Below are 13,613 nucleotides of genomic sequence, written 5' to 3'. Positions count from 1 at the left end.
GCCTACCGCAAAGGGACTTACGATGGCTGAGCAGGGCGTCGCGGAGGCTGAGCAGAGCATCGCGGGCTATCGGGTGATCCGGCAGTTGGGTTCCGGCGGTATGGGCGAGGTGTACCTGGTCGAGCACCCACGTCTGCCGCGTCGCGATGCGCTCAAGCTGCTTAACCTGCCGATGAGCGGCAACAAGGACTTCGCGCTGCGGTTTCAGCGGGAGGCGGACCTGCTCGCGCCGTTGAGCCATCCGAATATCGTCGTGCTCTACGACCGCGGCGTATTCGAGGGCCGCCTGTGGTTGGCGATGGAGTTCGTCGACGGCGTCGATGCCGCGCAGCTGCTTCGTGAGCACCGAGCGCTACCCCTGGACACCGCATTCCAACTGATCGCAGGTGCCGCGGCCGCGCTGGACTATGCCTGGCAGGACCACGGCATCACCCACCGTGACGTGAAGCCCGCCAACATCTTGATCGCTCGTCGGGGCGACGGCACGTTCAAGACCGTCAAATTGGCCGACTTCGGCATCGCCAAGGCCGCGGGCGAGGCGACGTCGTTGACGTCGACCGGCATGGCCGTGGGAACCATGGCCTACATCTGCCCCGAAGCACTCGACGGTGGTCTCACCGACAATCGGGCCGACGTCTATTCGCTCGGCTGCACGGCGTTCCAGCTCCTCACCGGCAGCACCCCGTACGAAGACGCGACGACGATGTCGGCGCTGATGGCCGCGCATCTCCGTTGGCCGATTCCGGCGGTCACTGCGCGGGCACGGCACCTCCCCGCGGGCCTGGACGCGGTGTTCACGCGAGTCCTCGCCAAGCACCCGGAGGATCGGTACCAGACCTGCGGCGAGTTCGTGGACGAGTTGCAGGCCGTGATCACTGTGGATCCCGTACATACACCGACCGCGGTCCGGCCGCAATCGACGCCAGCCGGAGCCGAGTCCCTCCCGGGACCTGCTGGCGGCGACAGCGCCGAAGTCGCGGGCACGACTCAGATTCGACCGGCCGTCGCCGCAGACCCGATCGCCTCCCGCCGCCGATTGGGCAAGCGCATCGCGATCATCGCCGCGGTCGCGGCGCTGGTCGCGACCGTCTACGGGATCGCTATCACGAAATTGGCCGACTCGCACGGCGGTGCGCGGTCAACTCCCGTCAGCGCTGCGACTACTCCACACGTGACGGCCACCATCCGCGTCGGGCGGTCGCCATCTGGTGTGGCAGTCGCCCCCGACGGAGTTACCGCATACGTGACCAATCGCGCCGACAACACAGTGTCGGTGATCGACACCGCCACCGGCAGAGTCACCGCAACCATCCCCGTCGGCGTGTATCCATACGATGTGGCCGTCACCCCCAACGGCATGAATGTCTATGTGACCAATGACTACAGCAACACGGTGTCGGTGATCGACACCGCCACTGGCAAAGTCACCGCAACCATCCCCGTCGGTAATAACGCACAGCGCGTGGCGATTACCCCCAACGGCGCCACCGCATATGTGACCAACGGCGGTGGCTCGTATGCTAGCTCAGTGTCGGTGATCGACACCGCCAGCGGCAGGGTCACCGCAACTATCCCTGCGGGCAAAGCTCCGAGTGGTGTGGCGATCACCCCCAACGGCACCACCGCATACGTGGTCAATGTCGGCGACAACACCGTCTCAGTGATCGATACCGCCAGCGACAGAGTCGCCGCAAACATCCCCGTCGGCAATTCCCCGGAGGGGGTGGCGGTCACCCCCAACGGCACCACTGCATATGTGACTGATAACACCGCCACATTTGCGGGCACCGTGTCAGTGATCGACACCGCCAGCGGCAGGGTCACCGCTACGATCCTCGTCGGCAGTCTGCCGCAGGATGTGGCGATCACTCCCAACGGCGCCACCGCTTTTGTAACCGACTACGACAGCAACACGGTGTCAGTGATCGACATCGCCAGCGGCAAGCTGACCGCCACAATTCCCGTCGGCAATCTGCCACAGGATGTTGCGATCACCCCCAACGGCACCACCGCATACGTCACCAATGGCGACGACAACACCGTCTCGGCAATCGCGCTCAAATGACGCGCGGCCCCACACAACTATCCACCACATGACTGCGACCAGCAGGTCCGAGGGACACAGATGATCAACGGAGACGTCTTCGCCGGCTACCGCATTCTCGAACCTATTCGTCCACACTCGGGTGCGGCGAGCTATCTCGTCCAGCGCCCAGGATCGGCGCTCACCGAAGAGCTGATCGTGTTCAGCCCACAGCTCTGCGCCAGCCGATCGTTTGTCGCGACCGCGGTTCGCAACGCGGAGGCTCTCGCGGCCACCGCACATCCGAACATCGCCGCGGTGCATGCCTGGGGCGAGAACAGCGGCCAATTGTGGCGGTGCACCGAACATATCGACGCTGGCGCCGATCGGTTGGTGCTCTCGCCCCGATCGATTCCACTCGGTCGGGCGATCGAGATCGTGGCAGCGGTGGGTGCCGGCCTGGACCACGCGTGGCGAACCCGCGGGATCGTCCACCTCAGGGTCCATCCCATGTTTGTCCGCGCGGTGTTCGACGAGGACGGCGGGTTGCGAACCGTCAAACTCGCGGGCTTCGGCCCCGAGGGCAGCACATGGCTCGATGAGACCACGATGCCGTGGCATGCCGCAGCCTTCGCCAGTCCTGAGATATGCAACGGGGGTGTCGTGGACAACCGAGCCGACATCTACTCGCTGGGCTGCACGGCCTTTCATCTGCTCACCGGCCAACCTCCCTACCCTGGGCTGTCGTTCGCGGAAGTGGCGGACGGGCACCTACATCGGCCGCCACCGTCGGCGTGGCGGCGAGCCATGCATCTGCCGCCGGCGATGGACGGTGTGTTCGCGCGGGTCTTGGCCAAGGACCCGAACGACCGCTACCAGTCGTGCGGCGAGTTCGCCGACGCACTACTCGTCGCTGCTGACGCCGGTCGCGACCAGGCGGGCACCGGTCAGCGGCGGACCGGACGATCACCGAATCGGGGATCTGGATATTTCGTCGTCACGTTCGGCGACACCGAGGTCGGCCGCTACGAGACTGCTGAGCAAGCCGTTGCGGTCGCGAAGTCGTTGATCGACACCGAATTCGGTGCGGCGGCGAGCGACGCCGAGCGTCCTGACGACACCGACCGCAGTGTGCCGCGAGTGCCGACGGTGTCGTGGCAGCGGGCTCCCGAGCGCCTGCCCTTCGATGGGCAGGCGTACTGGATTGCGCAGGCGTATCGGCGTGACGCAGACGAGCGCGCGCGGTCGGTCAGCGACGGCCCGTCGATACCGGTACGACCGAGCGACAGTGCTCCCCCGCCACCCGCCCTGGTGTACGGAGGTCCGCCCGTGTGGCTCGACGATGATCCCCCGCCGTCCCTCACCGTCTACGGAGGTCCGCCCGTGTGGCGCGGCGACGAGCCCCCATCGCCGCGTCCCGTCTACGGTGGCCCACCGGTGTTCAACCGCGACTCGGCGCCGCGTCGACGCTGGTTCTCGCGGCGGGACCGCCGATGAGCACCGATTCCCGTCCCCGGCTGCGCCGCACCTATGCGGTCTGGGAGCTGACCCTGGCCTGCAACCTGGCCTGCTCGCACTGCGGGTCGCGGGCGGGCAGTGCCCGGCCCGACGAGATGTCCACCGCGCAAGCCCTCGACGTCGTCGACCAGCTCGCCGAAGTGGGCATCGAAGAGGTCACGCTGATCGGAGGCGAGGCATTCCTGCGTCGGGATTGGTTGCAGATCGCCGCCGCCATCACGGCAAGAGGCATGCGCTGCACCGTGACCACCGGCGGATACAAGCTCAGCGCCGCGATGGCGCACGGCATGTGGGAGGCCGGGATCACGCAGGCATCGATCTCGATCGACGGCATGGCAGCCACGCACGACGCGTTGCGCGGCCGCACCGGCTCCTGGGAGTCGTGCCTACGAACCGCCGACCATTTGCGTGCCGCCGGCCTCGCGGTGGCGTGCAATACCCAGGTCAACCGTCGCACCGCCGTCGACCTGCCCGAACTCTACGATGTGCTGTCATCGAGACTCGGCATAATCGCGTGGCAGCTTCAGCTGACCGTTCCGATGGGCAGCGCCGCAGACCATCCCGACTTGCTGCTGCAACCACCTGAGTTGCTGGTGGTGTTTCCGGTAATCAGTCGGATCGCGCGGCGGTCGGTCGCCGACGGCGTGCAGGTCTACCTCGCCAACAGCCTCGGCTATCACGGGCCCGACGAGAGTCTGCTGCGGTTCCGGGACTCCGACGGGTCATGGCAGGGCTGCCAAGCCGGTGTGACCACGCTCGGCATCGAGGCCGACGGCGCGATCAAAGGATGTCCGTCCCTGCCCAGTGCGCCATACACCGGCGGCAACGTCCGCGACCGCCGCATCGCCGACATCAAGGCGACCGCACCCGAACTGACTTTCAACCTGCGCAGACCCGGCGCGGATGCACGCGACGGACTGTGGGGCTTCTGCGCGACCTGCGAGTATGCGGACACGTGCCGGGGAGGGTGTTCGTGGTCGGCGCACACGCTGTTCGGTCGGCGCGGCAACAATCCGCTCTGCCACCACCGCGCACTCACGCTGCAACGAGAGGGGTTGCGGGAACGCCTGATCCCGGTCGGGGCCGCCGATGGGCTCCCGTTCGACTACGGACGATTCACCATGGTGACCGAGCCGGCCGACGCGCAGTGGCCACCGCGGGACACCGCTCGATTGACCGCCGACGCGATTCGCTGGCCCGCGGACTGGCCGACGCCCTGATACCGCCTCACCAGCCCCACCCGTGACAACGAACCGTTGACCATCGCGACCGCGTTCGGTCTCCGCTGGTTGCGGTGAGCGAGCGCGACACCTCCGCTGGTTGAGCGGGCGAGACACGTCGGCTGGTTGCGGTGAGCGAGCAAGACACCCACCCGCTGGTTGAGCGAGCGCAGCGAGTCGAAACCACCGCAAGACGAACTTCTCGACTATCTAAAGGTGATCGGTTGCGCTGGCACCGCCGACTTGCGTGGTTTCGACACGGGCCTTCGCTAACGCTCCGGCCCGGCTCAACCAGCGGGGGAAGGGGGTTTCGACACGGGCCTTCGCTAACGCTTCGGCCCGGCTCAACCATCGGAGGGAATCCCGGCTCAACCAGCGGGGGAATCCCAGCTCAACCAGAGAGAATCGGATGGATCCAATCGGCGCTCCGCTGCGTCTAAAGACCATGAACCTTCTTCGGATATTTCTGCTGACGCTGTGTCTGGCGCTGCTCACCGCGCCGCCCGACGTCGACGCCGCTCGACGTCCCTACCGCTGGCCGTTGCAGCCACGCCCGCAGGTGGTGACTCCCTACGATCCGCCCGCGCAACGCTGGCAGTCCGGGCATCGCGGCGTCGACCTCGCGGCGGCCGTCGGCTCTCCCGTCCTCGCCGCCGGCAGCGGCACGGTGAATTTCGCGGGTGACGTCGGTGGCAAACCGGTGGTGTCGATCCGGCACGCCGACGGACTGCTCACCACCTATGAGCCGGTCGAGGCGTCGGTGCGTGCCGGCCAGACGGTCGCGCGTGGTGAGGTGATCGGCAGGCTCGCCGCCGGCCACGACGGCTGTCCATCGGCGTGCCTGCACTGGGGTGCCCGACGCGGCGCCGGGTCGTCGGCGCAGTACGTCAATCCCCTGTCGCTGGTCGGGGCCGTGCGGGTGCGACTGAAACCGGTGCAGCCGGTCAGTTGACGGCTGCGCGCAGGATCGGTCGGTCGACGCCAGCGCCCGGTCCGTCGAAATGCCACCATTCGCCGCTGTACGGCGAGAGTCCGCCGGCCTGCATCGCCGTGCGGAGTCGAGCGCGGTTGGCGACGGCCGCGGCGTCGACCCCATCGGTGGCGTAGGCATGGGCTCGGGCGGTGAAGTCGTCGAAGCCGGTGCCCATTTCGAGGCGTCGGCCGTCAGCGGCGGCGAGAGTCACGTCCACCGAGCGTCCCGCTTCATGGCTGCGCGCGTAGGCGGTCGGCTTGGCGACCCAATTGGCATCGGGCACAACCTGATACATGTGCACCTGCACCGAATGCGGTCGGTAGCAGTCCCAGAAGACGAGCCGATCGCCCTGCGCGCGGAGCGTGTCGGCGGCGGTCCGCAGCCCGGGCGCCATCGACTGATGGACCAGGCAGCGCGCGCCGGTCGGATAGAGCTGCTGCTTGACGAAGTTGTCCGGCGTCGCATAACGAAGGTCGACGACGGCGTCGGGCACGACGGACCGGACGTCGAGCAGTCCCTCTGCCGCGGCGGTCGCCGAGACCGGCGGCACCGGTGCCGCGCTGGCCGGAGCCGGGATCGCCAGCGCGGTGGCGAGCAGCACGAACGGGAGCAGGAGTCGGCGCATGGCGTCCAGCGTAACCGGCCCGCCGGTTACGGCTGTCATGCTCGCGGATGTGCCTGCTCGTGAACGGCTCGCAGTCGTTCGACGCTGACGTGGGTGTAGAGCTGCGTCGTCGCGAGCGAGGAGTGTCCGAGCAGTTCTTGCACGACGCGCAGATCGGCACCTCCTTCGAGGAGATGCGTTGCGGCACTGTGCCGTAGGCCGTGTGGACCCATATGCGACCCGCCCGCACGGTCGACGGCGGCGGTCACGACGGTGCGGGCCATCCGCTGGTCGAGACGTCCGCCGCGGGCGCCGAGGAGCAGCGCCTGCCCCGACTTGTCGTTCGCCAGTGCGGGGCGGCCGCGAGTCATCCACTCCCCCAAAGCTTTTCGTGCGGGCTCGCCGAATGGAACGATCCGCTCCTTGTCCCCCTTGCCGATGACGCGCAGCACCATCCGGTGGGCGTCGACGTCGCGCAGGTCCAGGCCGCACAGTTCACCGACGCGAATTCCACTGGCGTACAACACTTCTACGATGACCCGGTCACGCAGAGCGACGGGATCGTCGGACGGTGCATCATCGCCCGCGGGCCGCGTGGCCGACATGACCGCCCGAGCTTGGTCTTTCGCCAATACCGGCGGCAGCGTTCGACGCCCCTTGGGTGCGACGAGACGTTGTGCGGGGTCAATCGCGAAGACGCCTTCGCGGGTCGCCCATGCGCAGAATGTCCGTGCGGCCGACACCTGTCGGGTGATCGACGTCCGCGCGGCGCCGCGTCGGGTGCTTTCGGCGAGCCAGGCCCGCAGCACGGCCAGATCGATGGCGTCGACGGCCACGCCTCGCGCACCCGCGAAAGAGACGAGCGCTCGCGCGTCGCCGACGTAGGCCCGGACGGTGTGCTCGCTGTGCGCCTTCTCCCACCGCAGGAACTCGGTGTAGTCGTCGAGCAGGCCGGGCCGCCCCGGCGTCGAATCAGGCACCCGACCAGCACACCGGTCGGCGGGCACGGATGCAACGTCGACACTCCGGTCGTGACCGGATCGGAACGCTCAGGCCGGCGCCGATTCGGCGGCCTTGAGTTCGGCCTTCCACTCGCGGAAGCCTTCCTCGGTGCGTCCGCGACGCCAGTAGCCGGAGATCGACGCATTCTTCGCTCCGACGCCGCGCTCCTTGCGGATATACGACCGCAGGTTGTGCATGACCGCCTGGGCCTCGCCATGGATGAAGACCTGCGGTTCGCCGTCGAGCCACTGGGCGTCGCGGACCGCCGCGATGAGAGGCGCGTTATCGCCCGCCGCGTCGTCGGCGACCTCGTTCGACCCGCCGCCGCGATGCACCCACGTGATCTCGGTGCCCGCGGGCGCGGTCAGGTCGAGCTCGTCGTCGGGCCCGGCGACCTCGATGAAGACCTTCGCGATCGCGTCGTCCGGCAACGCTTCCAGTGCCGCGGCGACCGCGGGAAGGCCGGCTTCGTCGGAGGCGAACAGGTGCCACGGCGCATCGGCCCGCGGCCGGTAGCCGCTGCCCGGACCGAAGAAGTCGATCGACGCCCCCGGCTGCACCGACGCGGCCCACGGTCCGGCGATCCCCTCGTCGCCGTGTACGACGAAGTCGACGGCGATCTCCCGGTTGGCGGCGTCGTAGCGGCGCACGGTGTAGGTCCGCAGCACCGGCTGCTCGTGCGGCGCGAACATGTCACGACCGGCCCGCGGCGAGAAGTCGTCGGGGATCACGACACCGTCGGGCGCGAAGATGAATTTGATGTACATGTCGGTGTCCCAGGCGCCGGCGTCGTCGAGCTGGGCGGGCACGAAATCGTCGAAGCCGTCGCCGCCGAGGTATACCCGCACCATGTGTGCGCCGAGCTTCTCGGTGCGCAGCACCGTCATCGTGTTCTTACGTCGGGCCATCGCTGGCCTCCTTTCAGGGCAACACTGCAAAAATCACAAGCGACGACCACGATACACCAACTAACTTAGGTAAGCCTAAGTCGCTATGGTCGGAGTCCGCGTATGTGGTCAGCATCGGTGAGTTTGCCGTACCTGCCTTGCGACGTTACTCGTCACGACGTCGGAGCAGCTCACCGAACGGCTCGGCGCCGTCGACTTGCCGTCCGCGCAGATACGTCCGCCGCACCACGCCCGACAGCTCCTTACCCGCATACGGCGTGATCGGATTCTTGTGATGCAGTGCGGTCGCGTCGACCACGAACTGCTCGTCGGGAGCGAAGATCGCGAGGTCGGCGTCGTTGCCGACCGCGAGCGCACCCTTGTGCGGCAGCCCGACCAACGATGCCGGCCCACTCGACATCCACTCGACGACCCGATTCAGCGAGACACCTCGCTCCCGCGCCTCGGTCCACATCAACGACAGTCCCAGCTGCAACGACGACACTCCGCCCCACGCCACACCGAAATCGCCGTTGCCGAGATCCTTGAGATCCAGGGTGCTCGGCGAATGGTCGGAGACCACGCAGTCGATGACGCCGTCGAGCAGCGCCCGCCACAGTTCTTCCCGGTTGGCGTCCTCGCGGATCGGCGGACAGCACTTGAATGCGGTCGCCCCGTCGGGGATGTCCTCGGCGAGCAGAGTGAGGTAGTGCGGGCAGGTCTCCACGGTCAGTCGTACTCCGTCGGCCCGCGCCGCGACGATCATCGGCAACGCGTCCGACGACGACAGGTGCAGAATGTGAGCCCGCACGCCGGTGCGTCGAGCACGGTCGATGACCTGCGCGATCGCGATGTTCTCCGCCTCGCGCGGCCGGGACGCGAGGAAGTCCTCGTAGTGATCGCCGCTCGCCGCGGGTGCGGCGTCGATCGCGCACGCATCCTCGGCGTGCACGATCAGGATCGAGTCGAACGCGGCGAGTTCGTTCATGTCGGTTTCCATCTCGTCGACGTCGAGCTGCGGGAACTCGTCGACGCCGGAGTGCAGCAGGAAACATTTGAAGCCGAAGACGCCCTCGTCATGCATCGGCCGAAGCTGGGCGGTATTGCCCGGTACCGCGCCGCCCCAGAACCCGACGTCGATGAAGACCTGGTCGCGGGCCACCGCGCGTTTGATGTCGAGGGCCTCGACGGTGACCGTGGGCGGAATCGAGTTGAGCGGCATGTCGATGATCGTCGTGACGCCGCCGGCCGCCGCGGCGCGGGTCGCCGAGGCGAAGCCCTCCCACTCGGTGCGGCCGGGTTCGTTGACGTGCACATGCGAGTCGACGAGGCCGGGCAGGAGTATCTCGTCGGCGGCGAGGGTGAGCACCTCGCTGCCGACGAGTCCGGTGCCCCATGGTTCGAGCGCGACGATGACGCCGTCACGAATGCCCAGCTCACAGCCTTGGTCACCGGTCGGGGTGATCGCCCGTTCGGCGCGCACGACGAGGTCGTAGTGGTCGTAGTGGTCGTTCACACGCGGCTCCTTGACGCGATCAGTTCGTTCACGCCGCGACCGATCAGCTGCCCGGTGCGCGTCGTCAACCGGGCGGCGTCGCGGATCGCTGTCTCAGTGTCGTCGACGAGGTCGGTCAGCGCGTAGGTCCGCGCGAATCCGGCGTCGGCGAGTTGCTGCGGCGTCAGCGTCGTGCGGCCGCACACCGCGACGACCGGAACCGACGCGCGGGCGGCGAGCCGCGCGACACCGATCGGCGTCTTGCCGCCGAGGCTCTGCTCGTCGAGGCTGCCTTCGCCGGTGATGACGAGGTCGGCGCCGGCGATCCGATCGGCCAGCCCGACGACGTCGAGCACGACGTCGATGCCGGGGCGGCGCCGCGCGTCGAGCACGACCATCGCGGCGTAGCCGACTCCACCCGCGGCACCTGCACCCGGTGCCGCGGCGACGTCGACGGCGCGGTGGCCGAGCTGCTCGGCGAGAACCTGGGTCAATCGGGTCAGCCCGGCGTCGAGCACGTCGACGTCGGCCGGACTCGCTCCCTTCTGCGGACCGAAGACCGCTGCGGCTCCTCTCGCGCCGAGCAATACGTTGTCGACGTCGCCGGCCAGCGTGAACGTCGTCGTGGCGAGTCGAGGATCGAGTGCCGACACGTCGATGCGATGCAATCGCGTCAAGGTTCCGCCGCCGTCGGGCAGGACGGCACCGTCGGCGTCGAACAGTCGGGCGCCGAGCGCCGCGAGCATCCCGGTGCCGCCGTCGGTGCAGGCGCTGCCGCCGACACCGAGAACGATGTCGGTGCAGCCGAGGTCGAGCGCGGCACCGATCAGTTCGCCGGTGCCGCGGCTGGTCGCCCCGAGGGCGTCGCGCTCACTCGGGGCGACCAGGTCCAATCCCGACGCCGCGGCCATCTCGATCACGGCGCGGGTGCCGTCGACGGCGAACGCGGCGTCGACGGTAGCGCCGTCGGGCCCGGTGACCGGCACGGTGCGGCTGGTGAAGCAGGCGCCCAGTGCGGCGTCGACGGTTCCTTCACCGCCGTCGGCGACCGGCGCGACGTCGACGACCACCCCGTCGACGACCGCCCGTAGGCCGGTGGCCAGATGGTCGGCGACCTGCGGCGCGGTGAGTGATCCCCGGAACTTGTCCGGGGCTAGGACGATCCGCATACCCATCAGTCCAGCAGTGCGACGATGGCCATCGGCGCGTCGGCCCCGGTTTGGGCGAGGTCTTCGAATTCGGTCACGTTGTCGAGTTCGGTGCCCATCGAGATGTTGGTGACGCGTTCCAGGATGACCTCGACGATCACCGGCACGCGATGCTCGGCCATCAGTTCCTTGGCCTGCGCGAACGCCGCCCCGAGTTGAGCGGGATCGTCGACGCGGACCGCGCGGCAGCCGAGACCTTCGGCGACCTTCACATGGTCGACGCCGTAGCCGTGGGTCTCCGGCGAGTTGATGTTGTCGAACGCCAGCGACACGTGGTAGTCCATCTCGAATCCGCGTTGCGACTGCCGGATCAGGCCGAGGTAGGAGTTGTTCACGACGACGTGGATGTAGGGCAGATTGAATTGGGCGCCGACGGCCAGCTCCTCGATCATGAACTGGAAGTCGTAGTCGCCCGACAGCGCGACGACCTGCTCGCCGGGCTTGCCGCGCACCACGCCCAGCGCCGCCGGGACGGTCCAGCCGAGCGGCCCGGCCTGACCGGCGTTGATCCATTTGCGCGGACCGAACACGTGCAGGAGTTGCGCGCCCGCGATCTGGGACAGACCGATGGTCGAGACGTAGGTGGTGTCCCGTCCGAAAGCGCTGTCCATCTCCTGGTAGACGCGTTGCGGCTTGATCGGCACGGCGTCGAAGTTGGTCTTGCGCTGCATGGTGCCCTTGCGGTGCGCGCACTGCGCGACCCATTGACCGTAGTCGGGCAGCCGGCCCGCGGCTTTGCGTTCGCGCGCGACGTCGAGCAGCACGTCCAGGGCGGCCCCGGCGTCGGAGACGATCCCCAGGTCGGGGGCGAAGACCCGCCCGATCTGGGTCGGTTCGATGTCGATGTGGACGAATTTTCGTCCCGCGGTGTACGTGTCCAGGCCGCCGGTGTGCCGATTGGCCCAGCGGTTGCCGATCCCGATGACGAAGTCGGCGGCGAGCATCGTCGCATTGCCGTAGCGGTGCGAAGTCTGCAATCCGACCATGCCCGCCATCAGCGGATGATCGTCGGGGATGATGCCCCAGCCCATCAACGTCGGGACGACGGGGACGTCGAGCAGTTCGGCGAGTTCCACCAGCTTCGACGACGCGCCGGCGTTGATGATGCCGCCACCTGCGACGATCAGCGGCCGTGCGCTCGCGGTCAACATGTCCAGGGCACGCTCGGCCTGCTTGCGGGAGGCTCGCGGCGTGCTGACCGGCAGCGGCTCGTAGAGATCGATGTCGAACTCGATCGTGGCCATCTGAACGTCGAAGGGCAGGTCGAGCAGGACCGGCCCGGGCCGACCGGAGCGCATCAGCGCGAACGCCTTCTGGAAGGTGCCGGGCAGCTGGGCGGGTTCGAGAATCGTCACCGCCAGCTTGGTGACCGGTGCGGCGATCGAGGCGATGTCGACGGCCTGGAAGTCTTCTTTGTGCAGCTTGGCGACCGGTGCCTGGCCGGTGATGCACAGCATCGGGATGGAGTCGGCGAAGGCCGCGTACAGGCCGGTGATCATGTCGGTGCCGGCCGGCCCGGACGTGCCCAGGCACACGCCGATGTTGCCGTCGGCCGCGCGGCTGTATCCGTCGGCCATATGCGATGCGCCTTCGACGTGGCGGGCGAGGGTGTGGCGGATGCCGCCGTGGGCGCGCATGGCCGCATACAGCGGATTGATCGCCGCGCCGGGCAGACCGAAGGCTTCGGTCGCCCCCTCCTTCTCCATGATCAGAACGGCGGCGTCGACGGTACGCATCAAAGGCATGGGATTCTCCTGCAGGGGTGTGGTCGGATGATTACTCGTCAGCGGCCGGACAGGCGCTCGACGAGGGTGAACAGTCCGGAGTGGTCGAGGCCGCCGTCGCCGGTGGCCACCAGCGAGCCGACCAATTGGGCGACGACGGCGCCGAGCGGGATGGTGACACCGGCCTCGCGGGCGGCCGCGGTGACGATGCCGAGGTCCTTGTTGTGCAGTTGCAGCCGAAAGCCCGGCTCGAAGTTGCGGTCGAGCATCTTCTGGCCCTTCTGATCGAGGACCTTGGAGCCGGCGAGGCCACCACCCAGGACGGTCAGCGCCGCCGAGGTGTCCACTCCGTAGGCCTCCAGGAAGACGATCGCCTCGGCGAGAAGTTCGATGTTGCCCGCGACGATCAGCTGGTTGGCCGCCTTGACCGTCTGCCCCGACCCCGACGGCCCGACGTGCACGATCGTCTTCCCGACGACGCCGAGCACCTCTGCCGCCGCGGCGAAGTCGTCGGCGTCGCCGCCGACCATGATCGACAGCACGCCGTCGATCGCGCCGGGTTCGCCGCCGGAGACCGGGGCGTCGAGGGGCCGGATGCCGGCCTCGCGTGCCGCCACGGCCAGTCGCGCGGCGACGTCGGGGCGGATGCTGCTGGCATCGATCCACAGCGCACCCGGCTTCGCGTTGGCGAAGACGCCGTCCGGGCCGGTCACGACCTCTTCGACGTCGGGTGAGTCGGGCACCATCGTGAGCACGACGTCGGCGTCGCTCACGGCGTCGGCGACGCTGGCCGCGCCCTTGCCACCCGCGGCGACGAGCGCTTCGACGCGTTGCGGCGAGCGGTTGAATCCGGTGACGTCGTGGCCTGCCTCGACCAGGTTGACTGCCATGGGCAGACCCATGATGCCGAGTCCGATGACTGCGATGTTCGTCATGTGCGTGTCCTTACGAATGGGTGG

The 13,613-nt window shown here is 68.1% G+C and carries 11 protein-coding genes; 4 read left to right on the top strand and 7 right to left on the bottom strand.

All coding sequences use genetic code 11. The annotated features are described in order from the left end of the window. Nucleotides 1-22: 22 nt before the first annotated feature. The 4 genes from HH308_RS29645 (at nt 23) to HH308_RS00790 (ending at nt 5,713) form a co-directional block, all read left to right on the top strand. Nucleotides 23-2,065, top strand: coding sequence for a serine/threonine-protein kinase (locus HH308_RS29645; RefSeq protein ID WP_246284044.1), 2,043 nt, complete (start codon nt 23-25; stop codon nt 2,063-2,065). Between the two features lie 60 nt (nt 2,066-2,125). Beyond that, nucleotides 2,126-3,520 (top strand): serine/threonine protein kinase, encoded by a 1,395-nt coding sequence (locus tag HH308_RS00800; protein WP_170192257.1) that lies wholly within the window; start codon nt 2,126-2,128, stop codon nt 3,518-3,520. After that, nucleotides 3,517-4,761, top strand: a complete 1,245-nt coding sequence (locus HH308_RS00795) for a radical SAM/SPASM domain-containing protein (protein ID WP_170192256.1) — start codon at nt 3,517-3,519, stop codon at nt 4,759-4,761. The genes HH308_RS00800 and HH308_RS00795 overlap by 4 nt, the downstream gene beginning before the upstream one ends. Before the next feature lie 409 nt (nt 4,762-5,170). Continuing rightward, on the top strand, nt 5,171-5,713 hold the full coding sequence (locus HH308_RS00790) for a M23 family metallopeptidase (protein WP_246284042.1): 543 nt from the start codon (nt 5,171-5,173) through the stop codon (nt 5,711-5,713). Here the strand turns inward: HH308_RS00790 and HH308_RS00785 are convergent. From HH308_RS00785 to HH308_RS00755, 7 genes are all read right to left on the bottom strand, one after another. Continuing rightward, entirely contained in the window at nt 5,706-6,359 is a 654-nt protein-coding gene (locus HH308_RS00785) for a M15 family metallopeptidase (protein WP_170192553.1), read from the bottom strand. The genes HH308_RS00790 and HH308_RS00785 overlap by 8 nt on opposite strands. Before the next feature lie 35 nt (nt 6,360-6,394). Then, complete coding sequence (locus HH308_RS00780) at nt 6,395-7,318, bottom strand: tyrosine recombinase XerC (RefSeq protein ID WP_312870244.1); 924 nt, start codon at nt 7,316-7,318, stop codon at nt 6,395-6,397. Nucleotides 7,319-7,387: 69 nt separating this feature from the next. Beyond that, complete coding sequence (locus HH308_RS00775; RefSeq protein WP_170192255.1) at nt 7,388-8,248, bottom strand: siderophore-interacting protein; 861 nt, start codon at nt 8,246-8,248, stop codon at nt 7,388-7,390. A gap of 145 nt (nt 8,249-8,393) precedes the next feature. After that, nucleotides 8,394-9,743 carry an allantoinase AllB gene (gene allB, locus HH308_RS00770; protein ID WP_170192254.1) on the bottom strand — a complete coding sequence of 450 codons (1,350 nt, stop codon included), beginning with the start codon at nt 9,741-9,743 and terminating at the stop codon, nt 8,394-8,396. After that, nucleotides 9,740-10,891, bottom strand: a complete 1,152-nt coding sequence (locus tag HH308_RS00765) for a glycerate kinase (RefSeq protein WP_170192253.1) — start codon at nt 10,889-10,891, stop codon at nt 9,740-9,742. The genes allB and HH308_RS00765 overlap by 4 nt, the downstream gene beginning before the upstream one ends. 5 nt (nt 10,892-10,896) lie before the next feature. Further along, on the bottom strand, nt 10,897-12,675 hold the full coding sequence (gcl, locus tag HH308_RS00760; RefSeq protein WP_170192252.1) for a glyoxylate carboligase: 1,779 nt from the start codon (nt 12,673-12,675) through the stop codon (nt 10,897-10,899). Between the two features lie 38 nt (nt 12,676-12,713). After that, nucleotides 12,714-13,589 carry a 2-hydroxy-3-oxopropionate reductase gene (locus HH308_RS00755; protein ID WP_170192251.1) on the bottom strand — a complete coding sequence of 292 codons (876 nt, stop codon included), beginning with the start codon at nt 13,587-13,589 and terminating at the stop codon, nt 12,714-12,716. Nucleotides 13,590-13,613: the final 24 nt, after the last annotated feature.

The organism is Gordonia asplenii, from assembly GCF_012933505.1.
Taxonomy (GTDB): Bacteria; Actinomycetota; Actinomycetes; order Mycobacteriales; family Mycobacteriaceae; genus Gordonia; species Gordonia asplenii.
This window is presented reverse-complemented; position numbering and strand designations above follow the sequence as displayed.